The sequence below is a fragment of the Marinifilum fragile JCM 15579 genome (genome assembly GCF_001310955.1).
Taxonomy (GTDB): Bacteria; Bacteroidota; Bacteroidia; order Bacteroidales; family Marinifilaceae; genus Marinifilum; species Marinifilum fragile.
This window is the reverse complement of the sequence record NZ_BAZX01000010.1, coordinates 66199-92160: the sequence shown is the minus strand read 5'-3', so window position 1 is coordinate 92160 and position 25962 is coordinate 66199. Positions and strand designations below refer to the sequence as shown.

The following is a 25962-nucleotide window of genomic DNA, read 5'->3' as shown; positions in this document are numbered from 1 at the left end:
AAGAAATATTTAAAAAATACAAACTGTTTAATTTTAGTTCAGAGAAATTAAAAGTAGTTTATACTGATATTTAATTACTATGCCATTATTCTGACCAAATTTTACTTTCCTGATTTATATACAATGTTTTACCAGAGGCAGCTTGAATTGAAATTAAGAACTGTTTGCTCGTTGTTTCAATTAAAGCTCCATAACCAGAAGTGATCTTGTTAAAATATTTGCCATACTTTTTATACATTTTCTTCTCAAGATTGTAAAGTCTGATCAATTCTATTTTGGCTGGATAATCTTCATCTATTCGAGGTGTAAGTTCTTTTCCTCCAACAATTTCATCAGTAAACTCAACATATCCCCATGTTTCTGGCTGATGCATTGCAATTACTCCTTGTGGAGACCAAACCCAGTTGTATTCCGGATAAACTTTCCCTGTTTCGGGATTCATTTTCTTTTGGTACTTTCCATTTTTAACCTCAATCTCCCAATTCACTCTGGAGAAATTAACCCTCCACTGCTCTCCCGATTTTGGTTTTCTTCCTTGGTATGCACACTCTCTCAAAACCTTCCAGGGAAAAGCAATTTCTATGGTCCACTTTTTATCTTTATCATCAGGATCATTCAATGTTCCATAGATCTTCACTGCTGATTTTAATCCTTTAATATCCCATGCATTTATAGCAGGTGCACCATCGCGATATGGTTTGGCAAGCATTAAATCCCAAATGGTATTTAATGCATTGATTTCAAACTCGTAATATCTATGATTATCTCCTTGAGAATCAATAAAAACCTCAAAATCATTATCGTAAAAAATTACGGTATCACGCTGTTTTAGCTTTGCCCAAATGTGTGGTTCCTTCAATTCTGCAGCTACGTAAAAATAGTTTTCATCCCACAGCATTTTCACTCGAGTTTTGTATTTAGGCTTTGGTTTCTTATCACCTTCAATATCTACAAATTTATTGGTCCATTTGGCCTTAGCCCACTCTTCATCCGACAACAAACCATCAATAGTAATATCTGCATTAGCCTTATAACACATATAAGATTCTGGATAATCTTGAGCGCTTACACCAAATGCCAACAAGATCAAAAATAACGTGACAAAACTCTTCATAACAATACTTTTTAGCGGATTTTCCCATAAAAGTAATGAATAATTTAGGTAAGGAAGAATTCATATATCCAATAAAATATTGCATGAACAACATATTTATTACATACTTCTATGGCTAAACTGGTTTAGTTTTAATTTCCTATTTTTGAAATTGTATTAAAAGAAAATTTATCATGCTAGATATACTTTACAAACGAAGAAGTGTAAGAAGATTTACTGCCGAAAAAGTAGCAGAAGAAAAACTAGACAGAATCCTACAATCAGGCTTACTGGCTCCATCATCAAAAAGTAAATACCCTTGCGAATTTATTGTGTGCGATCAGCCAGAGCTTAACTTCAAACTATCAGAAAGCAAACCTGGAGGTGCAAGTTTTCTTAAATATGCTCCAATATCAATAGTAATAACAGGAGATGAAGAAAAAAGCGATGTTTGGATTGAAGATACTTCAATTGCAGCTGCCTATATGTTGCTACAAGCCGAGAAAGAAGATTTGGGAGCATGCTGGGTGCAAATAAGAGGTCGTGAGCATAACGAAAATTCTTCGGCCGAAGAATACATTCAAAAACTATTAGGCATTCCTAAAAATCAAAAAGTTCTTGCCATAATTGGTATCGGAAATAAAGATGGAGTCAAAGAAAGTAGAGATGAATCTTTCCTAAAAAAAGAAAAAATACATAGAAATCATTTCTAATATTTTTTTTGATCTGAATGTACAGCTTGTAAAGATTTTAATTTTTGCAAGCTTTTTTATTTTCCTTCTTCAAAAGCAATTTACATTACTAAAAAAGAAAACTTTTACTGCCACACAATAAAGTTACCCTCAGAATAGACTAGTATTCATTCTCATTTTCAAAATTATACACACAAAAGCTTTTTAATGTTTTTTTTGAGTATTGAAAATCTATTTTCATATAATCATTAAATCTTATGTGTGAATTTTCATTTAAATTAATTATTTTAAGTCTTTAAAATTCTCTTAAAGAATGGGACGTAAAATACACTTCATTTTTCTTCTTCTCTCTCTTCTTGTTATTCTTTCTTGTTCAAGAAAAGAATACGACATCCTTACTTTTAAAGAGAGACAATGGTTAGAAGAACACCCAAGTGTTTCTATTGCCGTATCTTCATCTTTTCCTCCCTTTCAATATACAGATGAAGAAGGTAATTCAACCGGAATATCCATAGACATCCTTTCATTACTGGAAACAAAACTCGATTATACATTTAGAAAAAAAATATATCCTACATGGAAAGAAATACTTCAAGCAGGAATAAAAAAGGAGGTTGATGTTATTTTGGAGATTCAAGAAACTCCCGATAGAAGAAAACATTTCTTTTTTACCGAACCATTCATTTCTATCCCTCATGTCATTTTTATGAGAAATAATGCTCCTGAACATGTAAAAATTGAAGAATTGGAAAATATGGATGTTGGAGTTGTAGACAATTATGCCATACATGAACATTTAAAAGTAATGTATCCGGAAATTAATTTGGTTCCTTACAAAAGCGATTTGGAATGTCTACTTAACTTATCTGCAAAAAAATAGATGTTGTAGTTACACAACAGGGGTATGGTATTCAAATTATTCACAACCAATTAATACCGAATATTAAGATTGTTGGTAATGCCAACTACGACAACAAACTGGGCTTTGCCATAAGAAATGATCAACCCATATTGGCTAGAATCATTTCAAAAGGATTGGCAGAAATAAGTCCAAAAGAACAAGACCAAATTTATAACCATTACATTCAAATTAATTCAAAGCCTTTCTGGCAGAATCCTTTTTTTTGGGGAAGTTTAGTAGCCACATTACTCCTATTTGCATTAGGATTACTACTAATGTGGATTTGGAACAAGGCTTTAAGAAAAAATGTTGCAATAAAAACAAGAGAACTTAAAAAAGCAAAAGAAAAAGCTGAGGAAAGCAACACTCTAAAAAGTTCATTTTTAGCTAACATGTCCCACGAAATCAGAACGCCATTAAATGCTATTCAAGGGTTTTCAGAACTTTTAACATCAAAGGATTTAAATCAGGAAAAAACCGATTTATTTGCAAATATTATCAGGTCAAATTGTAATGATTTAACACACTTAATCGACGAGATTTTAGATTTATCCATTATAGAATCAGGACAAATCAAATTAGTCCATAAAGAATTTAATATTATAAGGCTAATTAAAGATATAGTCGAAATTCAAACCCAAAATATTCCCAAAAAGAAGAATCTTAATATTCGATTTCTCAATCAGTTAAATACAGATAATTTTAAAATTACAGCGGATCAATTAAGAGTAAAGCAAATTTTTAATAACTTAATTGAAAATGCAATAAAATTTACTGACAACGGAACCATCAGTGTTTATGCTAGCTACAATAGCGAGAGGGAGTTAATTTTCTGTATAGAAGATACAGGTATAGGAATCGAACCATCATCCCTAAACTATATTTTCGATAGATTCCGAAAAATTGAAATTGACACGACTATATTATATCGAGGCTCAGGTTTAGGCTTAAATATTTGTAAAAAACTATTACAGATTATGGATGGACAAATTTGGGTAAAATCAAAATATGGAGAAGGCTCCTCATTCTATTTCACCCTCCCCATACGTTAGATTTTTTTATTTAGAATGTCTTGTTTCCAATAAGGCAACAACTTGCTCTAAACTATATCCTTTTGCCGTTAACAATACAAGGTAATGAAACATCAAGTCAGCTGCTTCACCCATAAATAAATCTTCATTATCATCCTTGGCTTCAATTACCAACTCAACAGCTTCCTCTCCCACTTTCTGTGCAATTTTGTTAATTCCTTTTTCGAACAAACTTGCAGTGTATGATTTCTCAGATAGATTCTTCTTTCGCTCTGTTATTACTTGCTGCAATTGCAAAAGAAAATCGATAGAACTTGCCACATTAGCTTCTTCCCAACATGTATCAGTTCCTTTGTGACAAACAGGTCCTACAGGATCAACCTTTATTAATAGTGTATCCTTATCGCAATCCAAGCTTAGATCTTTTAGATTTAAGAAGTTTCCACTTTCCTCTCCTTTGGTCCACAATCGTTGCTTGCTTCTGCTATAGAAGGTTACTTTTCCAGTTTCTATGGTCTTTTCGTATGATTCTTTATTCATGTAACCCAACATCAATACTTTTTGGGTTTTTACATCTTGTATAATGCAGGAACCAAGCCATCTCCTTTATTAAAATCAATTTGATTTGTTAGATCTTTAAAATTCATTTTCTATTAAATTTTGTGATATGAGAATCAAAATTTGAGTCTATCCTGTCCTATTCTATACGGTTAAATTCTTACAGGAATATTTTTAGTTTTCAGATATTTCTTCAGTTCCGGTATTCCAATTTCTTTGAAATGGAAAACACTTGCTGCCAAGGCTGCATCAGCCTTTCCTTCGATAAAAGCATCAGCAAAATGCTCCATATTACCTGCTCCTCCCGAAGCAATTACCGGAATATTTACCATTTCAGAAATCTTAACTAAGGTTTCATTGGCAAAACCATTTTTAGTACCATCGTGATTCATGGATGTGAAAAGAATTTCACCAGCCCCAAGCTGCTCTGCCTTCACAATCCATTCAAACAGATCGATTCCGGTTGAAAGTCGACCTCCATTCAAGTATACTTCCCAATTGCCATCAACACATTTGGCATCAACAGCTAAAACCACACACTGACTTCCGAATCTTTTTGCCAAATCGGAGATCAATTGCGGATTTCTTACAGCTGCTGAGTTTATGGATACTTTATCTGCGCCAGCATTCAAAAGAACACCTACATCCTCAGGTGTTGATATTCCACCTCCAACGGTAAACGGAATATTCAGTTCTTTGGCCACTTTTTGTACCAATTCAACCAAAGTTTTTCTTTTTTCGTGGGTGGCTGTAATGTCAAGGAATACCAATTCGTCGGCTCCTTGTTCCGCATAGTAAGCAGCCAGCTCAACCGCATCACCGGCATCACGAAGATCAACGAAGTTAACTCCCTTTACCGTTCTACCATCCTTCACATCCAAACATGGTATTATTCTTTTCGATAGCATAACTTACAATATAAATTCGTTAACCAATTCATTCACATCAATTCGCTCTTCGTAAATCGCCTTACCGATGATTACTCCCCAGCACCCAATCTCATTTAGTACTCGAACATCCTCAATATTACTCACACCACCACTGGCAATCAAGTTGAGTTCCGGAAATTCTTTCATGATTCCTTTGTACAAATCTATAGCAGGTCCCTGTAGCATACCATCTTTCGAAATATCGGTACATATAATACTCTTTACTCCCTTGGCCTGATAATTTTCCAAAAACTTGTACAGGTGATAATCCGAATCTTTCTGCCATCCTGAAATGGAAACCATTTCATTTCTAACATCGGCACCCAGAATTATTTTATCTGCTCCATATTTCTCCAGCCAGCTCTCCATTAATTCCGGATTCGACACTGCTATACTTCCTCCCGTAACCTGATTTGCACCAGATTCAAATGCCAATTCAATATCTTTATTGGATTTTACTCCTCCACCAAAATCTATTTTTAAATTGGTACCTTCCGCTACTCTTTTTAAAACTTCGGCATTACAGATGTGTCCAGACTTTGCGCCTTCCAAATCTACCAGATGTAATCGTGTAATGCCCAATTCTTCAAATTTCTTTGCTATTTCCAAAGGGTCTTCACTGTACACTTTTTCAGTATCATAATCACCTTTTGTAAGTCGAACGCATCTGCCTTTTATGGTATCTATTGCTGGTATAATTTTAATTTTTGCCATTGCTCTTTCTTTTAGCATTAGTTTGATTTAAAATATCCCAATGTTCTTTCAGTTTTTTTAATGCAAATCTTAAATAAATCTGACCTTTTGTGATGGATATTTTTAATCGAACTAAGATTTTATAAATTGATAAAGTTTTCCAGGATTTTTACTCCAACATCACCCGACTTTTCGGGATGAAACTGACATGCATAAAAATTATCTTTTTGCAAGGCCGCACTAAAAGATACAATGTAATCGCAACTGGCAATTGTTTCCTCTATAACTGGCACATAGTAAGAGTGCACAAAGTAGGTAAAATCACTTGGCTTAATACCATTCAGCAACCCACCTTTTAAATCATCCAGCTGATTCCAGCCCATATGCGGCACTTTTTGCTCATTGGTAAAACGCTTTACGGATACAGGAAAAATGCCTAAAGCCTTGGTGTTCCCTTCCTCAGTAGTTTCACACATTAATTGCATTCCCAAACAAATACCCAATACAGGTTGCTTCAAGTCAGGAATCAAATCAATCAAATCATTTTCTTTTAGAGAGTTCATTGCCCATGAAGCTTCTCCAACTCCAGGGAATATCACTTTATCAGCATTACGAATCACCTCTTTATCCTTAGAAACTATTGCAGTAATTCCCAATCGTTCAAAGGCATATTTTACCGACTGAATATTACCTGCATCATAATCTATAATTACAATATTTTGCTTCTTCATCCTTTATAACTTTCCTTTGGTTGATGGTAATTGCAAACAGTTTACATCTCTTCTAATGGCCATGCGAATGGCTCTGGCCAAGGCTTTAAAAATGCCTTCTATTTTGTGATGCTCATTTTGTCCGTCAGCTTTAATATTCAAATTACATACTGCCCCATCAGTAAATGATTTAAAGAAGTGATAGAACATTTCGGTAGGCATACCGCCAATCATTTCGCGCTTGAATTCAGCATCCCAAACCAGCCAATTTCTTCCTCCAAAATCCAGGGCAACTTGTGCAAGGCAATCATCCATTGGCAAAGAAAAACCATATCGATCAAGGCCCAACTTTGAACCCAAGGCCTTATTAAAAGCTTCTCCTAAAGCAATAGCAGTATCTTCAATCGTATGATGCTCATCAACTTCCAAATCACCTTTCACCTTTACAGATAAATCAACACCTGCGTGTTTGGCTATTTGATCCAACATGTGATCAAAGAAACCTATTCCTGTATCAAATTCTCCTTTCCCTTCTCCATCCAAATCCAATTTGATTTCGATTTGAGTTTCTTTTGTAGTGCGAACTATTCTTGCTGTTCTTTCCTCTAATCTTAAATACTCGTATATCTTTAGCCAACTATCCGTTGCAAGAGAAATGCAAGCTTGAAGAACATTTTTAGAGTCCTTCAATTCATCATCACCAATATTTCCACTTGATGTAATAAAAATTGCTTTCGATCCCAGGTTTTTAGCCAATTCTACATCTGTCCATCTATCACCAATTACATAAGAATTGGCTAAATCGTATTCTTCCGAAAAGTATTTTGTCAGAAGAGCAGTTCCCGGCTTACGGGTAGGTGCATTTTCTTCAGGAAAAGTTCTGTCAATACAGATATCTGCAAATTTAATCCCTTCGTTTGAAAAGGTCTTCAACATCTTGTTATGTGAAGGCCAGAATGTTTCTTCAGGATATGAATCTGTTCCTAAACCATCCTGATTGGTCACCATCACCAACTCATAGTCCAGTTGATCAACAATTTTGGATAACCCTCTAAACACAGCCGGATAAAACTCCAACTTCTCTAAACTATCCACTTGGTAATCTACAGGTGGCTCCAATATTAAAGTACCATCTCTATCAATAAAAAGAACTTTCTTTTTTGTATTCATAGCTTAAAATTTAGAGTTGTATTCACTTAATGATTCGCACAACAGCTTATTTTCTTCTTGGGTGCCAATGCTTATTCTTACACAATTTTCCAAGCCAACAATCTTTGAACGATCTCTAATAATTATTCCTTTTTCCAACAAGTAATTGTATAATTTTTTAGCATTTTCCACCTTAATCAAAATAAAATTCGCATCTGAAGGGTAAATCTTTTTCACATATAATAAGTCAGATAAAAACTTGCTTAACTGTTCCCTGTCTTTTAAAATCTCATTTAACTGATTCAAATACCTCGCCTCATCATCAAGCAATTCCAAAGCTTTTGTTTGAGTTAGGCCATTTACATTATATGGTGGCTTAATACGATTCAACACTTCTACAATTTCTTCTGATGCAAAACCGATTCCCAATCGAATACCAGCCATACCCCATGCTTTCGACAAAGTTTGAAGAATCACAAGATTTGGATATTCTTCCAACTTATCCAAGACCGATTTTCCTTGAGCAAAATCTATGTAAGCCTCATCTACAACTACAATCCCTGGAAAAGCTTTCAGGAGTTGAATAATCCTATCTTCATCCAACAAATTTGCTGTAGGATTATTCGGAGAACACAAAAACAACATCTTAGAGTTCTCATCGGTAAGCTCCTGTACCAAATCTAAATCTGGTTGAAAATCCTCATTTAATGCAGCCTCTTTAATTCCAACTGCATTAATATTGGCTGCAACCTCGTACATTCCGTAAGTTGGCGTGCAAATTACCACATTGTCTTTGTTTGGTTCACAAAACACTCTAAACAATAGATCAATTACTTCATCACTTCCATTCCCAAGAATCATTCTTGTTGGAGGAACTCCCTTTATTTGAGTTAATCTTTTTTTCAATTGATTTTGCAATGGATCAGGATAACGATTGACTCCATTTTCATAAGGATTTTCATTTGCATCGAGAAAAACAGAACCATTGCCCGAAAATTCATCACGAGCTGAAGAGTACGGAACCAATTGTTTCACATTCTGTCGAATCAGATTATCAATTGTAAATGTTGTATTCATCCTTTGGCCTCCTCTCTCAATTTTTGTAAACGCACACTTACTGCATTGCAGTGAGCATCCAACTGTTCAGCTTTTGCCATCACCTCAATTACCGGTCCCAACTCAAGCAAACCTTTTTCGCTTATCTTTTGAAATGAAATACTCTTCATAAAAGATTCAAGACTTACTCCCGAAAAGGATTTAGCAAATCCATTCGTAGGCAATGTGTGATTTGTTCCGGAAGCATAATCGCCCGCACTCTCCGGTGTATAATTTCCTAAAAACACTGAACCTGCATTCAATATTTTATCGACACATTTTCCTTCATTTCCAACGGATAAGATAAGGTGTTCAGGTCCATATTCATTACTTAGTTCCAATGCTTCATCCATAGAAGAAACCAAAATAATTTTAGAATTCTGTAAGGCCTGCTCAGCAATCTCTTTGCGAGAAAGTTTACTCAACTGTCTTTCAACTGCCAATTGAACTTCTTTAACTAACGATTCTTCCCAGGTAACAAAAATCACCTGACTATCGGTTCCGTGTTCCGCCTGCGATAATAGGTCAGAAGCAATAAATTCCGGATTCGCACTTTCATCTGCTAAAACCAATACTTCAGAAGGGCCTGCTGGCATATCAATTGCTACCCCAAGTTTACTCACCCTCTGTTTTGCTGCAGTTACGAACTGATTTCCTGGTCCAAAAATCTTATAAACATTGGGGATACTTTCTGTTCCAAATGCCATCGCCCCTACTGCCTGTATTCCACCTACGCAAAACACTTTATCTATCCCCACCAATTTACTGGCATAAAGAATCGCTGGATCAATCTTACCATCCTTACCTGGTGGTGTACACAAAACAATCTCTTTACAGCCTGCCAGCTTTGCAGGAATTCCCAACATTAAGACAGTTGAAAACAATGGAGCACTTCCCCCAGGAATATACAATCCAACACGTTCTATCGGAGTAGCCTTTCTCCAACACTCAACACCTTTTGTAGTTTCTATAACTTCAGTTTCTTGGTATTGTACAGCGTGAAATTTTTTAATGTTATTGGCAGCAACCAATAAAGCATCTTTTAATTCCGTACTTAGTAGTTCCTCGGCTTTATCAATTCCCTCCTGAGGAACTTCAAGCTTATCAATTTTAATATTATCAAACTGCCAAGTATATTTTTTCAGAGCCTCATCTCCACCAGTTTTTATTTCATTAAAAATTTGGTTTACCACATTCTCCAAATCATCATTATCAATCAAAGGACGTGACAAAATCGCCTTCCAGTCTTTCTTATCGGGGTATTTTATTACTTGCATGATTAAATATTCTGTGATTAATAGTCTTTTTCTATTTAAATGTTAGAGTACCATCTTTTCAATTGGGATGATTAAAATACCTTCGGCGCCATTCAATTTTAACTGGTCAATTACTCCCCAAAAGTCATTTTCGTTAATTACAGAGTGTAAAGAACTCCATCCTTCCTGAGCCAATGGCATAATTGTAGGACTTTTCATTCCAGGTAATACTTCGATGATATCATTGACCTTCTCATTTGGAGCATTCAAAAGAATGTATTTATTATTCTTAGCTGCCAAAACAGATTTCAATCGGAACATTAGTCTGTCTAGAATTGCCTGTTTTATACCTGATATATTTTTATTGGCAACCAAACAAGCTTCTGATTTTAGAATTTGTTCTACCTCCTGCAGTCCATTTTTAAATAAGGTACTTCCTGAACTTACAAGGTCGCAAATACCATCGGCCAAACCGATATTTGGAGCAATTTCCACCGAACCAGAAATAACGTGTATATCACAATTCAGATTATTCTCATCAAGAAATAGTTGAAGAGAGTTTGGATAAGATGTTGCGATCTTTTTTCCATTGAAATACTCCAGGCCATTGTATTCAACATCCTTGGGTAATGCCATTGCCAACCTGCATTTCGAAAAACCAAGCTTCTGTAATATTTCCAGTTCTTTTTGTTTTTCTATTACAACATTTTCACCTAAAATAGCAATATCAGCCACCCCATCTTCCACATACTGAGGAATATCCGAATTTCTAAGATACAAAACTTCCAATGGAAAGTTAAAAGCACTGGCTTTTAATTGATCTTTTCCATTATCGATAGAAATTCCACATTCTTTAAGGATTTTAAGAGAATCTTCTTTAAGTCTTCCTGACTTTTGAACTGCAATTTTTAATTTTTCACCCATGATTAAAATTTTGAGACCACCTGATTCTTCACGGGTAAAAAAAATGCCCACCTGAATCAGGCGGGCATTAATAATGTTAGTTAAAATATCTTTTTAGAATAAGGCATAACATCGTCAGCTCACCTGCGGGTAAGTAAAATGATGATGACGATGATGTAATGCAATAAACTTCATTTTTTGTTCTTTTTGTGTGGAGCAAAGATTAGCATTTATTTTTTTTCAGACAAATCTTTTTTCAAGAATATTGAAAAGTTAACGATTTAGACACATAGATTCTATTCTAAATTGATACCACATAAATATCTCTATTCTCTAACTCACCCCCTATTATTTTATAAGGTTATTCTCTGAAAAAACAAAATAATTGAACACACCCCCTCTTCGGAAACGATATAATTTTAAAAAATACAGTTTTCAAGAAAAGAACCCCTTATTTTTATTTGCTGGCGTGAAATTTTTAATACTTTTACAAAAGCAACCTCTGAAAAAAACAGGTGTATTTATTAAAAAACCACAATTATTTAATACGTCCCCCTTTTTAAGAAAGGGTTGCTTAAGAAAAAACTAAAAATTGCTAACTATTATTAAAAACCATTATTAACCACATGAAAATCAATTTTCGGAATTCAGAAGATAAAGCACACCTGCTTTACTCAAGACATCAAAAACTGTTAATTTCTTCAATTTTTCGACAACAGTCGAATTTACGCTTGGTCTAAACATGAAACCCAAGGTTCCTTAATCCGGGGAACCTTGGTGTTTCAAATTAGAAGACTCATTTAAATTAAAATCTTATAAAAGAAAAGTTTATGAAAAAGATCGAAGCTATTATTCGCAAAACTAAATTTGAAGACGTTAAGAAAGGGCTACACAAAATAGGTATAGACTACCTGACATTTTGGGATGTAAGAGGTGTAGGTAAATCGGTAGAAGAGAGAGTATACCGAGGAATTAAGTATGATACAAGTAGTATTGAGAGAACCTTGGTATCTTTTATTGTAAGAGACAAATTTGTAGACAGTTGCATTGTGTGCATCCATGAAAATGCATTTACAGGAGAAATAGGAGATGGAAGAATTTTCATTTACGAAGTTCTTGATGCTTACAGAATCAGAACGGGAGATTCTGGAGATCGCTCCTTATACGATGAAGAATAGAGCCAACCTTAATTAATCACGAATTTAAATTTATTATGATGGAAGAAACTCTGAGTTTAAACACAATACAATCAACAATTACGGCAACCAGTCATTCATTAGATGTAGTATGGGTGCTACTATCGGCAGCATTAGTAATGTTTATGCAACCAGGTTTTGCCATGGCAGAAGCGGGTTTTACAAGAGCTAAAAACACAGCCAATATCCTTATGAAGAACTTACTGGATTTTGGCGTAGGATCAATTTCATTCTTCTTAATTGGATATGCCTTAATGTTTGGTTCCGATTTAGGAGGATTAATTGGAAGACTTCCCTTTCTGGAAGAAACAAGTCCTCAAATTGACTATTCATTTCTAATGTTTCAGACAGTATTTGCAGCAACAGCAGCCACAATTGTGTCCGGAGCTGTAGCAGAAAGAACAGAATTTAAAACCTATCTATTTTTCAGTATTATCACCACTGCCATAATTTACCCTATTTCAGGCCACTGGGTATGGGGAGGCGGTTGGTTAAGCAATCTTGGCTTCCACGACTTCGCAGGATCAAGCGTTGTACATTCAGTTGGTGCTTGGATGGGATTAGTAGGTGCTGCATTAATCGGACCACGTATAGGTAAATACAATGGAAAAGCAAATGCAATTCCAGGACATAACTTAACTTTTGCCGCTCTCGGAGTATTTATCCTGTGGTTCGGATGGTTTGGATTTAATGCAGGTTCTCAGTTAGCTGCCTCAGGAACAGACAATACGGCTGCTATTTCTCATATCTTTTTAACAACCAACCTATCAGCAGCAGGTGGAACCATTGCAGCCCTAATGGTAAGCTGGTTACGATATAAACGCCCAACCCTTTCGTTAACTTTAAATGGTGCGTTAGCAGGACTAGTTGCCATTACTGCCGGATGTGATATTGTTACACCTCAAGCTGCAATATTAATTGGTATTTTAGCAGGTATAACACTTGTCTTTTCTGTTGAGTTTATCGATAAAATACTCAGAATTGACGATCCTGTAGGTGCAATAACCGTACACGGCGTGAATGGAGCACTGGGAACTCTTTTAGTAGGAATTTTTGCCACTGATGACGGACTATTATATGGAGGTGGATTTAAACTTCTTGGAATTCAAACCTTAGGTGTCTTAGCAATTGCAGCCTGGGCATTAGGAACTGCTTATATCTTATTTAAATTATTAGATAAGACAATAGGTTTAAGGGTTCCGGCAATTGTTGAAGAAGAAGGTCTGGACATTTACGAGCACGGCGAAAAAGCATACCATTAATTACCAAACAAATACTCGTTTCTCAATAAAGATGATGTGAAGTAAGATTCTTCCATCATCTTTTTTTAATAAAAAAAACTTTGTAATTTCATGTGAGGAAAAACAAAATGAATAACAATATTTAATTTTATTTGGCGTTCTTTTGCAAGAAGTAAGGATTTTAAAAATAACATATTAATAAATTAAATTGATGAACATGAAAAAGATTAATGTTTTCTTATTAGCTTGTCTATTCTTCACTCTTAGCATTGGACAAACAGGCTGTTACGGACCTTTTCGTTTGACCAAAAACCTTCATGAATGGAATGGAACTGTAGGAGATAAATTTACAAATGCATTGGTATTTTTTGCATTTGTTGTAATTCCTGTTTACGAGGTTGCTGTTCTAGTTGATGGATTGGTTTTAAATACCATTGAGTTTTGGTCAGGAGATAATCCTATAGCAATGAAAGAAGGTGAAAAAGATGTTCAGGTTGTGAAAAAAGATGGTAAAAAATACAGAATCACAGCTACAAAAAATAAATTTCACATCGAACAGCTACAAGGTCCAAACAAAGGCAACTTTGCGGAATTGGTTTACGACCCAACTAGTTCAAGCTGGAGCCTAAAGGATGGTGACAAAGAATTACAAAAATTAGTAAGTTTAAATGAAGAAGCTAATCTAATCGAAATCTACAAGCCAAATGGCGAGATGATTCAGGTTAATCCAAACAACTATGATTTAGCATTAATTAAAGAACAGGTTAATTCCAACTCCATCAATTGGGCAATGAAATAACACTCCTCCCCGACTTTTAAAAGTCGGGGATTTTTCTTTCTCAAAATTTTGATGCTCCATACTATAAATGTAACTTTATTAACAGCACGTAAAATGCTGTTAACATGAACAAATCACCCATACCATTCCTCTCGTTTAATCTGATCTTAACTCTTATATTTCTTTTGCTTTTTCTCAATTCTCAAGCAAACGAACCGACAAAAGCACCAATCCTTGATAAAATCAGATTACAACTAAAATACTATCACCAATTTCAATTCGCAGGATATTATGCTGCACTGCACAAAGGATTTTATAAAAATGAAGGTTTAGATGTAGAACTTTTAGAAGGTGGGACGGTTAACGCAGTAGAAATTGTTTTGCAGGGCGATGCTGAATACGGTGTAGGTGCAAATGATATCCTTATTGAGCGTATTAATAACAAACCAGTTGTACTTCTTGCCTCTATCTTTCAAAGTTCTCCATCTATATTCCTTAGCCTAAAGAAGTCAGGGATAAATACAGCTCATGACCTTATCAACAAACGAGTAATGCTTCTGGATGAATATAGAGATCCTGAACTATTAGCTATTTTCTACAAAGAAGGAATTCCTTTGGACAATATACTTAGATTAACCACCACCTACAATGTTAATGATTTAATTACTGGCAAAACAGATGTTTTAAATGCCTACTCGACAAACGAACCTTATTTTTTAAGTGAGCAAGGAATTGATTATACAATCATTTATCCTCAAAACTATGGTATTGACTTTTACGGTGATGGAATATTTACAACTGAAAATGAAGTTAAAAATAACCCGAAACGAGTTGATGCATTTATTAGAGCCACAAAAAAAGGTTGGGCCTATGCATTAAAAAATCAAGATGAAATCATCGATATCATTATTAACACTTACGGAGTAAACAAAAGTAAACAACACCTTCAATTCGAAGCAAAACAAATTCAAAAGTTGATTTTAAATGATTATGTCGAAATCGGACATATTAATCCAGGCAGACTAGATAATATTGCAAGAATTTGTGCTCAGATGGGTATGATTTCTACAAATTATGATTTAAGTGGTTTTATTTATAAGCGAGAACAATTTAAAACTCCAACATGGTTAAAATGGGCACTAATCATCTCTATTATTACAATATCAATTGCTGTTATAATTTTACTGTATCTATACATTTTTAATAAACAATTAAAAAAAGCTGTTGACCGACAAACCGCTAATATTAGGCTGAAAAATGAGGAATTAATTAAATCTGAAAAACGTTTTAGAGAGGTAATTGAAAATTTACCTTCCGGAGCTATTCTCGTAGAAGGGGAAGTTTTATTCACCAACAAAAAAGCCTATGAAATAACCGAATATACCAACGAAGATACTCCCGATATTAATTCTTGGTTTACTACAATTTACAGAGATCAAAAAGAAATAAATTATAAAATTTACACGACCAACAAATCCCAAAATTTTAAAAATCCAACAATCACATCCATTATAACTAAATCAGGGAAAATAAAACAAGTTGAATTTCACGCCTACCGTTTCGATGGTAAAGAAATTTGGCTCATGAATGATATTAGCCAGAGAATAGAGATCGAGCAAGCCTTAATCGCAAGCGAATACAAACTTAGAACCTACATTGAAGAATCTCCTAATGGCCTCGTAATATTTGATAAAAACACCAAACTCAAGTTTGCAAACCCTGCCTTTCTAAAGCTCTTAGATATTGTAGAATCTGAGGAAATTAATTACTACATAAAAGATTTTTTCTCCTCATGGCAACTTGCAAAAAACGTTGAGATGATGAAACAACTTTTGGAATCAGGGAAAATTCAAGGAGAAGTTATGGTTAAGTCTGTTGAAAATAGGAATTTTCCAGCATTCATTAGTGCTGTGAAAATTCATGATGATGAATTCCTAGGATTTCTTATAGATACCTCCCCCCTAAAACAAGCCGAAAACAAACTAAAGGTAGCACTTGAAAAAGCAGAAGAAAGTGATCGATTAAAGTCAGCATTTCTTGCCAATATGAGTCATGAAATCCGTACTCCTATGAATGGAATATTAGGTTTTAGTCAATTATTATTAAAAGAAAATCTATCACAAGCCAAGAAGGAACAGTATATTGATATTTTGCATCAAAATGGGAGCCAGCTATTGGAAATCATCAACAACATAATAGACATATCTTATTTAGAAGTCAACCAATTAAGAATAGTCAAAGCTACTTTCTCCATCTCAAAACTCTTTAGCGATCTGGACGCATTATTTAAAATTGAAAAGCCAAAATATCACAAAGAAAATCTAGAAATTTCATTTATAAATAATGTACCAACAGAATTCGATCAAATCGATTCTGACCTTGGTAAAATTAAACAAGTTTTGATTAATCTAATCAATAATGCTCTGAAGTTTACCAAAGAAGGATTTATTAAAATTAGTTCTACCTTAATTGAATCGAAATTGTTTTTCGTTGTAGAAGACTCAGGAATAGGAATACCTAAAGAAAAGCATGATATCATATTTGAACGCTTTGGGCAAATAGAAAATGTATATACTAAACAATTTGGAGGGGTTGGACTTGGTTTGCCAATCTCAAAAGGTATTATTGAACTGATGGGCGGAAGATTAATACTTGACTCTAACCAAAATAAAGGTTCCAAATTTCAATTCTATATTCCAATACAAAAAAAAGAAATCGAACTAAATGAAAACAATCATCAACAAAGTAGGTTTTCCTGGAATGGAAAAAAAATTCTCATTGTTGATGACGTGGATATTAATATTAGTTTTCTGGAGGAATTACTTGATAACACAGGTGCAAATATCACAATATGTAAAAATGGCAAAGAGGCTGTAGATTTATGCAAATCGGGATATCACCCAGACTTAATTTTAATGGATATTCAAATGCCTGAAATGAATGGATTAGATGCCACCAAAGAAATCAGAAAAAATCTTAAAAAGACTCCCATTATAGCGCAAACAGCCTATGCAACAGAAAATGATGAGAAACTAGCATTATCGGCAGGTTGTAATGACTTTTTCTCAAAGCCTTTAAACTCAGAAAAATTATTAAATAAAATCGATCACTTCTTATTCGCGAGCAATTGAAGCTTTGATTTTGAACCTTGCTTGTGTTTAAAACCTTTACGTTCCATTTTACCCCAATTTCGATTCCCTCTGGCATATTGAATGTTACCTTTAATAGAGAAAAATAAAGATATTGGGTGTAATATAAATGGTTCCAAAAGAGCTGCAATCCACAATCGGAATACATCTCCTTTCTTTTCGTATCTATGGAAAGTCAATTCTTCGTAAAGAATTGCCCAGGTTGTAAAAAATAAGGCAAATGTGTATACAAAAAGAAAGGTTATCAGAATAAAATTCAAGCTTAGATTGCCTGTAAAGTACAGAACAATTGCATAAATGATACCAAGCACTTCAACCAAAGGAGCCAGCCATTCAAACAAAAACCAGAATGGATATCCCAACATTCCCATGGCACCATATCTTGGTGAAAAGAAAATTTTCGAATGATCGGTTAAAGTTTCTATTGTACCTCTTGTCCAACGACTTCTCTGACGTCCAAAAGTAGAAACGTCCGATGGGGCCTCCGTCCAGCACAATGGATCAGGTACATATTCTATTTTGTACTTCTCTCTTTGCTCTGACATATAACGACGGATTCGAACCACCAACTCCATATCTTCTCCAATGGTATGAGCATATCCGCCACTTTGCACTACAACATCCCGATCAAACATTCCCATGGCACCTGAAATAATAATCAAACCATCTAATTTGGCCCAAGCCATTCGTCCCATTAAAAATGATCGTGTATATTCCAAAACCTGCATTCTAGCCAATAAATTCTTTGGCACACAAACCTCTGCTATTCTTCCATTTTCAATTACACACGAATTTGCAATGCGAACAACACCTCCTGCTGCAATTACTCTTCTATCTGTTCTTTCCAAGAATGGTTTCACCAACTTTAATACTGCATCCGGTTCCAAAATCGAATCAGCATCAATAGCCATAAATAAGTCTTTATCAGAAACATTAATTGCTACATTTAAAGCATCGGCCTTTCCTCCATTCTCTTTGTCAACAACTATTAAGTTTGAGTAAGTTTCAAGCTGCGATTTGTAAACTCCTCGAACCTCTTTTGTTTCTATTTCATGATTGATTGCAAAATTAACCCGCTCTAACTTGAATGCTTTTTGCAGCTCTTCAAATGTGTCATCCGAACTTCCATCATTTACTACAATTACATCGAAATTATTGTAGTGTATTGTATATATAGACTCTACATTATCGACAATGGTTTTTGCTTCGTTAAAAGCAGGCACCAAAACTGAAACCGACGGAGCAAGAGGAGAATCTAGAATTACACTATAATCAACAAAACTGTTCTTTTTCAGATAGTAATTTAAGGCTATACCCGAAACAATACTTAGTCCTGTATAACTAAATATCAATAAGAATGCATAAGATATAAATACCTTATCCAGGAAATAACTAATAAATCTAATTAACTCATCGTAATTCATATTCTAGGATCTAGTACGTGGTTGATAATCCCTTTTAATTCTTCATCAGCATTTACTGATAAAGCATTTAGCCTGGCAACGCCTGTTTCCCCAATTTTAGCAATTGACTTACAGGCCTCCATCCTAATCTTAAATTCATTGCTTTTCAGTTTATCTTCCAAAAAGTTTATTTCCGATTCCATTTTTAACTGCCCAATGGATCTCAGTATATTCAACTGATTTGGCAATTCTTCCAAATAATATATTTCTTTAAGCTTTGAAATTGCCTCATAACTTTCCAAGTCGATTAAAGTTTTAATCACTTTTCCTTTTACATAGTCATTGTCATGATATATTAACTCCAAAACCTTTGGTGCCGCCTGCTTTTGTTTTAATATTCTAATCATATCCAAGCAGAACATAACCACCGAATCATTCCAATGTTCTAACCACAAATGAAACTCAGGAATTTCAATCCTGTTTTTACGTATCAAATCAAACACATTAATTTGCTCCCAAACTGTAAAAGGTTTCTCCTGAGAATCCAAAAATGCGAAAGGAACATATGGTAAGAGTTTTATCAATCCCATTTGTGATTCTATCCTCAATACATCATTATTTTTCTGCTGAAAAGAAATAATTTTTTGATTCTCAGACTTTACCCTCATGTGACTCAATTCGCGAATTCCAAAAATCTTTTTGTTCCAGGAAAACTTATCCAGTTTTCGAATTGATTCCTGATTCAGTTTTAAATCCAGATACAAAGCTCTTATCCTATCACTTACAGCCTTATTTTCGGCTTTATCAATTGCCATTAAAACATCAATCATTACATTCCGATGAAATCGACTTGATTTTAGCTTATCCCTATCATTAATATCATGGACCCCTTTGTTTCCAATTAGGTAATCGATAATGATCTGAGAATATTTTACGTGAATTTGATTGTACCTTGTCTTTTGATAAGCCAGGTATAATTTTGAAATTAAAATTGTTGGCAGCAAGATAATCAACGATACAAAAAAGATCAGTATCATATATACAATCAACCGATTCAATGCATTATAAGGCAAACTCTCAAAAACATAATTGATCACAGCTTGTAATCGACCTATTAGATTACTTAAAAAGTCGAATACAGCAATCAAGAGAGCCAGTGTTGAGCTCACCAGTTCCTGAAAGTCAAATAGAATAATATATTGATCCAATAATAACACTCTAATTTCTGTTCTTTTCTTTAATATTTAGCTCTCTTTTTACAGCTTGCACTCTCTTCTTTGCAAAAGTCTTTAATCCTGGGATAAATGCTCCAGGATCTAACTCATCACCCAAATGCGTTGTTAAATTCTTTTCGAACTCTGAATTGCTATACATTTTCATTGTATCCTGATAAACATGTTTTCTAAGCCTGATGGCAAGCCCATCAATTTCATGTTCTAAATGGTCTATCGTAAACTTTTTATTCATTAACTCCTTTATGTAGTTTGTATAGAACTCACGGTACTTTTTTATTCCAAAAACAGTTTTCATCAAGCTATTTTCATTGCTGCTATCCATAAAATAAACACTTAAATTTTCCGCCTGATGCATAGTAAACTTTGAACTAAACGCACAAAATGCATAATTGCCATCATGAGGAATCCATTTAAATTGATGATCAAAAGTATTTTTGTACAAATAGTAATTATGAATATGCAACAAATTCAAGGCATCAGTATTCATAAATAAATTAGTGATTGCAAATATTTTTAAGCACTCATATACATCAAAAACCTCATCAAGATGTTTTAAAGCTTCCTGATTCAATTTAACACAGCCATCAAGCGTTTTTATAAAATCCATTAATTCCTGATAGTCTTTTCTATCCTTTGATTTTATCTTATACGATCGTTCATAATCCAACTGATTATCGCCTAAATAAAGCAAACTTGCTTTGGGTTCTCCTTTAAAAAATGCACCAGAATTATTCCCAAAATTTCTTTTTACAAAGCCTTTATTGATTTCCTCAACCAGCACATATAAACCAAACAATTCACCATTTACATATACATTTGCATAAGTCGATCTTGGCACAGGCAATCCCTCTGACCTCATAAAATCGAGGTATAATTTTTCTCTCATAAAAGTGGGATCTTTAAAAGCATTATTGAGATTAATGGTTTTTAAACCATTTAACTTTTGCTTTTTAATGTACTTGCCAAAATTTATTTTCAAAGACTTCTTTCTACCTGGATAATAATCATATGACGACTCACCTTTTATTCTTACGCCACAGACATAAAACTTCTTACCATTTACCTCAACATTCCCTTGTAAATACTTACTTATATTTAAAGAGTCGCGGATTTCTTTATGATTTACCAATGAATCCCATGCAGAACATTGTAAAAAATTAATTCTTATCTCATGAATTTTCTCGCTGTCAAATATTTCATTTCCAGCCATACTCTTATCATCATCCTGATTATTTGAACCAAACAAATCAGAACTCACAATAAAAAAACACAACAATAGGAGTACAGACTTCATCATTTGCATTTACAATTGATATGACAATTTAACTGAGACAGTAAGAATTCGACGTTTCTCATTTACCAAATATTCTTCTCTTTCATAACCAGCGCGTAACAAATAGGTTAACCTTTTATCAATTAACTGATCTTGATATGCGAATCGAATTTTCCAACTATCATATTTATAAGTATCAAAATTTGATACATTTCCTTTTGCATCATCTGGAGAGGTTCCTGTTCCCAACTCCAATCCGATATATTGTTTTGCATCTCGCAAATATCTTCTGGTGATAAATAATACTGACCTTGATACATCACTATTCTTGGGAGTAAAATACCCTCGCAATGAGAACCAATAATTTCTGTAGTACTTTCCAAGCGAGCCTGTGTAGATGTATACATTTTTATGACTGGAACTGCCTTTGAATCTCAAAAAACGCATCCCCGCAGATGCTTCAAACTTTGCAGGTAATTTCTGATAAAACTCGGCTCCAGCTCTATGTTCTGGGAATAAATTATCCGGAGAATATCCATAATTCAAGTACATATAATTGCTCGCTGAAATACGTGGATAGGCATCAATTTCAAATTGTTTCGAAATTTCCTTTGACCACAATGCTTCTCCCTCTTTTACCAAATCGCCAATATTTACTTTTCCTATTAAACTTCCCCAGGAATTTCTTCTTAAAACTTGAAATGAACTCACATGCCATCTTCGAACATATGGCTCATCGAAATGTTCGAAATCATGTTGAATGATTAATGAGTATTTTCTTGTTGCTGATTTATAAGCTTTAAAAAGTTTGATCCCTTCAGCATTTCCAGGGTTAATTTCCAACAGTTCATTTATAGTTTGTAAAGATTTAGCATCCAAGCCCTTTTCTTGTTGAATCTTTATTTTCTTAATTAAGAAATCTTCCTCCCTTGGATAAAAAGACTGCCCGTATTCACAGTAAAACAATGCCTTTGACAGATCTCCAGACCACTTCTCCAAATCAATTAATGCAGATATTGCATCTTTATTATCGTAATCTTTATCTAAAACATCATGCAATTCTTTTCTTGCCTCATCATATCTTTTATCCCATGCAAAAGTTCTTCCTATTAAAATCCTAGCATCATGAAAATTTGGCTTGCCTTTAAGTATCTTATAACAAAGTTTTCGAGCCTCTTCTCGATTGCCATTAAAAGCAAGTCCTTGCGCTTTCTTAAATTCCGCAGAAAAACCCTTTGCCTTAAGCGTATCAATTTCCTGAGCGTTCAAATTCATTGAACACAACAATGCAAAAGAAATCACAAATGAGAGAGATAAAAGTTTAATCATATTTAATTTATCAGTTATTTTCTTTCAGAATTTTAATCCAAATATTTCGTTTTGCGTTCCTGTTTTGCGCTAATACTATCCATTACCGTCAACATAAATGGTCGATAATAATTCCAAAAAAACATTTTTCTATCTTTAATCTGATCAGGACTATAAAAAGCACTACTAATGTTTTCAATTCCACGAAAATAAGAAGAGTATATCCCCATATTATTATCTGAGAAATCGCAGGCAAAATAAAGGAATTTGTAATCCTTATCATGTTCAATAATGGCAGGAAACTTATTGGGTACATTCAAAGAATCCAACAGTCGTTTCCCCTTTTCATTCACATCAATCTCAAAATTTGCCAGTACATGGTTTCGTGCATCTGCTTCATTGATATCGAACCAAAACGGATAGTAAACTTCCTCTGGCACATTATACTCCAATTGAGTACTTAAGGCAGATCTTAGAATTGGTAATCCTTCATTCAGGTGTACACCCTGTTCCAAAATAATAATCTGTTCCCTGTTATTTACCAAAACAATTCCTCCTTTTCGGAACTGATATTCTGAATTGTAATTTTTACGGTATAATTCTGGAAGCCATTGAGGAATTTCTGGATTAATTAATGTATCCAAAGAGTGATAATATTTACCAATCCACCCACTCCAATTTACGCCTAAAAGCTGTTCGGTTTGCTTTCGAATTATCGGGGATGTTGGAGAAGCAAAGAAATTAAATTCAGCTATTATGGTTTTACCCTTTCTTTTTAATTCCCGGAGCAGATTAAATTCTTCAGCCTGCAGCCCACCGTAAAAAAGTGAGATCGTATCTTTTCCATAATCTGGATGATCTTTCCAATTGGAATTGTAAATACCGTAAGTATCTGCGAAAAATACAATATCCAATGAATCGGCTAAATGTGCGCTACTTCCCTTGCCGAATACTTTTAAATCCTTTATTACGTACTGGCCATTTTCACCAGGATGAAAGCCTAGAAAATCTTTAGAATAGTCATACTCTTCTCCGGTAGGTTTAACCCATTTACTTTGGTTAGCCACCCAGAAAAAAGACAAATGCTCCGAGAAATTCTTCTCTGGAGTTGTTTTATCAATTACAAGTAAATTTATGGGTCTCTTTTTTTCCAATTTCCAAGCAAGCCATGAAATTACTGGAATAATTAAAATGAGAAAAACCAATACCCGAACTAACTTCCACATTCAATTTTTATATTAAAATTACTTATTATTCACTTTTTTAACGGAAAGTCTCATAAATAAGTTATACTTTTTTGATAAGTATTTTTATTTAATCCATATAATGCCTATTTTCCTATTTAATTAATCAGCAAATTTTTAAAGAATACTTTTTTTTATTTGAACAGTTTTTTTTGATTTATTAAATAAATTTAATCATCCATGAATAAGGTTTTATTAGTTTTCGTCTTACTAGTTTTTTTCAGTGCAAATTCAATAGTAAATTGTAGTGCAAAAAATAATCTTTCTCAATCCTCAAACATTAAAATGAATCAAGACAATAAACTAGCAATTATTTGGACAAGCGCTGATAAAGAAGTCGCTGAAAAAATGGTTTTCATGTATGCATATAATGCAGCAAAATTTGAATGGTGGGACGAAATAAATTTTATAATTTGGGGACCATCTTCAAAACTTCTTAGTGAAGACAAGGATTTACAGGATTACATTAAGAAAATGAAAGAAGCAGGAATAAATGTATATGCTTGCAAAGCTTGTGCTGATATGTATAAAGTTTCCGACAAACTCTCGAAAATTGGTATAGAGGTAAAATACATGGGAAAACCTTTAACTCAATACCTGCAAAAAGATTATAAAGTAATTACATTCTAAATCGTATTAAAAATGCTTAACAGATCGGTATTTGATTTTCTATTAGAACTTAGAGAGAATAACAACAGAGAATGGTTTCACGCCAACAAAAAAGATGTATGAAACCGCAAAAAAGGATTTTCAACTTTTTGTTGAATTAAGCATAGAACAAATCAAAACTTTTGATCCTAGTGTTTCTGGTTTAAACGCAAAAGACTGTCTGTTTAGAATATTCAGAGATGTTCGCTTTTCGGAGGACAAAAAGCCTTACAAAACCAATTTTGGAGCTTTCCTGGCTAAAAATGGCAGAAAAAGTCGATATGGAGGCTATTATATACACATCGAACCTGAGCAATGTTTCCTGGGAGGAGGATGCTATATGCCAGCCTCAAATGTTTTAAAAGCCATACGAAATGAAATTTTTCATCATCCTGAAGAATTTAAGGGAATCATTGAGAATGTAGAGTTTAAAAAACACTTTCCAGCATTGTACGGAGAAAAGCTAAAAACAGCTCCAAGAGGATTTCCAAAAGACTTTGAACATATAGATTTACTTAATTACAAGCACTATGCTGTTTCTAAGATGATTGATGATCAAACGGTCAATTCAGATCAATTTGTAAAAGAAATTGATAATGCCTTTAAAGCATTGTATCCGCTAAACAGATTCTTAAACGAAATAGTTCAAGATTTATAAAACAAAAGCCAGGAAATGCCGTTTTAACAAATAGAACGGCATTTTTTTCAAATTAACAAAGAATAACATCTTTTAATAGAAAACATTTTTTTGTTTGCCAATTCATAACTTATTTAGCTTCAGAATTAAGCAATAAATGTACGACAGTAAAAACTACATATTAAAAGTTGAAGAGTTTGTCACAGAATTGTTATGTGGCTTGCCTAAAAATCTATGCTATCACAACTTAAAACATACCAAGGAGGTTGTAGAAGCTTGTAAATTGATAGCAGAAAATTCTGGTCTTTCAACAAGTGATACCGAAATTGTAATTATTGCTGCGTGGTTTCATGATGCTGGGCATGCTGTTACTTATTTTGGGCACGAAAAAGCCGGAACTGAAATTGCAGAAGAGTTTTTGAGCAAAATGAATTACCCTGTTTCCAAGATAAACAAGGTAATCAATTGCATTTTAGCTACACACTACCCTCCTAAACCCAAAAATGAGCTTGAAAAAATTCTTTGTGATGCAGACATGTATCATCTCAGTTTAGATGATTATGAATCCAGAAGTTTTTCTTTGCTTAAAGAACTAGAAACGGTTACCTCAACCGAAATTCCGAAACAATATTGGTGCGATAAGAATCTTGAGTTCTTAAAAGATCATTGTTACTTCACAAATTATGGCAAAAAGGTACTTCAATTTCTTAAAGAAAAGAATCTAAAGAAATACTTCCTGTCGCATTGTAATAATTGCAAATAAAAGTTTCAATAATTACTGGAAATTTGACATTTACGAAGAGTCATTAACATCTAGTAATTTTAGCATGCCAAATAAAT

Annotated in this window: 24 protein-coding genes and 1 pseudogene; 11 read left to right on the top strand and 14 right to left on the bottom strand. The window is 33.9% G+C overall.

Annotated features, from left to right (window positions below; genetic code table 11):
• Positions 1–85 precede the first annotated feature (85 nt).
• The gene (locus JCM15579_RS09625; protein WP_083464618.1) at positions 86–1114 is read right to left on the bottom strand and encodes a carbohydrate-binding family 9-like protein; all 1029 of its coding nucleotides are present in this window, start codon (positions 1112–1114) and stop codon (positions 86–88) included.
• Positions 1115–1287: 173 nt separating this feature from the next.
• Here JCM15579_RS09625 and JCM15579_RS09620 point away from each other — a divergent pair, with 173 nt between their 5' ends.
• The 3 genes from JCM15579_RS09620 (at position 1288) to JCM15579_RS09610 (ending at position 3738) form a co-directional block, all read left to right on the top strand.
• On the top strand, positions 1288–1806 hold the full coding sequence (locus tag JCM15579_RS09620; RefSeq protein ID WP_054719229.1) for a nitroreductase family protein: 519 nt from the start codon (positions 1288–1290) through the stop codon (positions 1804–1806).
• A gap of 292 nt (positions 1807–2098) precedes the next feature.
• Complete coding sequence (locus tag JCM15579_RS09615) at positions 2099–2665, top strand: transporter substrate-binding domain-containing protein (protein ID WP_054719226.1); 567 nt, start codon at positions 2099–2101, stop codon at positions 2663–2665.
• Between the two features lie 131 nt (positions 2666–2796).
• The gene (locus JCM15579_RS09610) at positions 2797–3738 is read left to right on the top strand and encodes a sensor histidine kinase (protein ID WP_157471420.1); all 942 of its coding nucleotides are present in this window, start codon (positions 2797–2799) and stop codon (positions 3736–3738) included.
• Between the two features lie 6 nt (positions 3739–3744).
• On the opposite strand, the gene hisIE is transcribed toward JCM15579_RS09610, so the two are convergent.
• The 8 genes from hisIE to hisG all read right to left on the bottom strand — a co-directional run bounded on the left by hisIE (position 3745) and on the right by hisG (position 11031).
• Entirely contained in the window at positions 3745–4257 is a 513-nt protein-coding gene (gene hisIE, locus JCM15579_RS09605) for a bifunctional phosphoribosyl-AMP cyclohydrolase/phosphoribosyl-ATP diphosphatase HisIE (protein ID WP_245625865.1), read from the bottom strand.
• A 170-nt stretch (positions 4258–4427) separates the two neighbouring features.
• A complete protein-coding gene (gene hisF / locus JCM15579_RS09600) occupies positions 4428–5183 on the bottom strand; it encodes an imidazole glycerol phosphate synthase subunit HisF (protein ID WP_054719220.1) in 756 nt (251 codons plus the stop codon).
• A 3-nt stretch (positions 5184–5186) separates the two neighbouring features.
• Positions 5187–5918: a 1-(5-phosphoribosyl)-5-[(5-phosphoribosylamino)methylideneamino]imidazole-4-carboxamide isomerase gene (hisA, locus tag JCM15579_RS09595; protein ID WP_218186127.1), complete on the bottom strand. Its 732-nt coding sequence runs from the start codon at positions 5916–5918 to the stop codon at positions 5187–5189.
• Between the two features lie 119 nt (positions 5919–6037).
• Positions 6038–6628: an imidazole glycerol phosphate synthase subunit HisH gene (gene hisH / locus JCM15579_RS09590; protein ID WP_054719218.1), complete on the bottom strand. Its 591-nt coding sequence runs from the start codon at positions 6626–6628 to the stop codon at positions 6038–6040.
• A 3-nt stretch (positions 6629–6631) separates the two neighbouring features.
• On the bottom strand, positions 6632–7777 hold the full coding sequence (gene hisB / locus JCM15579_RS09585) for a bifunctional histidinol-phosphatase/imidazoleglycerol-phosphate dehydratase HisB (protein WP_054719216.1): 1146 nt from the start codon (positions 7775–7777) through the stop codon (positions 6632–6634).
• A 3-nt stretch (positions 7778–7780) separates the two neighbouring features.
• Positions 7781–8833, bottom strand: coding sequence for a histidinol-phosphate transaminase (gene hisC / locus JCM15579_RS09580; RefSeq protein ID WP_054719213.1), 1053 nt, complete (start codon positions 8831–8833; stop codon positions 7781–7783).
• A complete protein-coding gene (gene hisD, locus JCM15579_RS09575) occupies positions 8830–10128 on the bottom strand; it encodes a histidinol dehydrogenase (protein ID WP_054719210.1) in 1299 nt (432 codons plus the stop codon). The genes hisC and hisD overlap by 4 nt, the downstream gene beginning before the upstream one ends.
• Before the next feature lie 42 nt (positions 10129–10170).
• On the bottom strand, positions 10171–11031 hold the full coding sequence (gene hisG, locus JCM15579_RS09570; RefSeq protein WP_054719207.1) for an ATP phosphoribosyltransferase: 861 nt from the start codon (positions 11029–11031) through the stop codon (positions 10171–10173).
• Positions 11032–11840: 809 nt separating this feature from the next.
• On the opposite strand from hisG, the gene JCM15579_RS09565 reads away from it, so the two are divergent.
• The 4 genes from JCM15579_RS09565 to JCM15579_RS22425 all read left to right on the top strand — a co-directional run bounded on the left by JCM15579_RS09565 (position 11841) and on the right by JCM15579_RS22425 (position 17356).
• Complete coding sequence (locus JCM15579_RS09565; RefSeq protein ID WP_054719203.1) at positions 11841–12188, top strand: P-II family nitrogen regulator; 348 nt, start codon at positions 11841–11843, stop codon at positions 12186–12188.
• Between the two features lie 38 nt (positions 12189–12226).
• Positions 12227–13468, top strand: coding sequence for an ammonium transporter (locus JCM15579_RS09560; protein ID WP_054719200.1), 1242 nt, complete (start codon positions 12227–12229; stop codon positions 13466–13468).
• A 196-nt stretch (positions 13469–13664) separates the two neighbouring features.
• On the top strand, positions 13665–14246 hold the full coding sequence (locus JCM15579_RS09555; protein ID WP_172677409.1) for a DUF3332 domain-containing protein: 582 nt from the start codon (positions 13665–13667) through the stop codon (positions 14244–14246).
• Between the two features lie 104 nt (positions 14247–14350).
• The gene (locus JCM15579_RS22425) at positions 14351–17356 is read left to right on the top strand and encodes an ABC transporter substrate-binding protein (RefSeq protein ID WP_054719192.1); all 3006 of its coding nucleotides are present in this window, start codon (positions 14351–14353) and stop codon (positions 17354–17356) included.
• Here the strand turns inward: JCM15579_RS22425 and JCM15579_RS09545 are convergent.
• The 5 genes from JCM15579_RS09545 to JCM15579_RS09525 are packed head-to-tail and all read right to left on the bottom strand — an operon-like array spanning position 17332 to position 23819.
• Positions 17332–18798 carry a glycosyltransferase family 2 protein gene (locus JCM15579_RS09545; RefSeq protein WP_054719189.1) on the bottom strand — a complete coding sequence of 489 codons (1467 nt, stop codon included), beginning with the start codon at positions 18796–18798 and terminating at the stop codon, positions 17332–17334. The genes JCM15579_RS22425 and JCM15579_RS09545 overlap by 25 nt on opposite strands.
• Positions 18795–19985, bottom strand: coding sequence for a HEAT repeat domain-containing protein (locus JCM15579_RS09540; protein ID WP_157471417.1), 1191 nt, complete (start codon positions 19983–19985; stop codon positions 18795–18797). Before JCM15579_RS09540 ends, JCM15579_RS09545 begins: the two co-directional genes overlap by 4 nt.
• A 10-nt stretch (positions 19986–19995) precedes the next feature.
• Complete coding sequence (locus JCM15579_RS09535; RefSeq protein WP_172677408.1) at positions 19996–21309, bottom strand: CotH kinase family protein; 1314 nt, start codon at positions 21307–21309, stop codon at positions 19996–19998.
• A gap of 6 nt (positions 21310–21315) precedes the next feature.
• A complete protein-coding gene (locus tag JCM15579_RS09530; RefSeq protein ID WP_054719177.1) occupies positions 21316–22614 on the bottom strand; it encodes a YaiO family outer membrane beta-barrel protein in 1299 nt (432 codons plus the stop codon).
• Between the two features lie 32 nt (positions 22615–22646).
• Complete coding sequence (locus JCM15579_RS09525; RefSeq protein WP_054719173.1) at positions 22647–23819, bottom strand: hypothetical protein; 1173 nt, start codon at positions 23817–23819, stop codon at positions 22647–22649.
• 303 nt (positions 23820–24122) lie between these two features.
• On the opposite strand from JCM15579_RS09525, the gene JCM15579_RS09520 reads away from it, so the two are divergent.
• The 4 genes and pseudogenes from JCM15579_RS09520 to JCM15579_RS09510 all read left to right on the top strand — a co-directional run bounded on the left by JCM15579_RS09520 (position 24123) and on the right by JCM15579_RS09510 (position 25885).
• On the top strand, positions 24123–24467 hold the full coding sequence (locus JCM15579_RS09520) for a DsrE family protein (RefSeq protein ID WP_054719340.1): 345 nt from the start codon (positions 24123–24125) through the stop codon (positions 24465–24467).
• 12 nt (positions 24468–24479) lie between these two features.
• Positions 24480–24554, top strand: a pseudogene (locus JCM15579_RS22280) (DUF2461 family protein); the annotation flags it as partial.
• Complete coding sequence (locus tag JCM15579_RS09515; protein WP_262493506.1) at positions 24526–25143, top strand: DUF2461 domain-containing protein; 618 nt, start codon at positions 24526–24528, stop codon at positions 25141–25143. The pseudogene JCM15579_RS22280 and the gene JCM15579_RS09515, both read left to right, overlap by 29 nt.
• A 136-nt stretch (positions 25144–25279) precedes the next feature.
• Positions 25280–25885 carry an HD domain-containing protein gene (locus JCM15579_RS09510; RefSeq protein ID WP_054719170.1) on the top strand — a complete coding sequence of 202 codons (606 nt, stop codon included), beginning with the start codon at positions 25280–25282 and terminating at the stop codon, positions 25883–25885.
• Positions 25886–25962 lie beyond the last annotated feature (77 nt).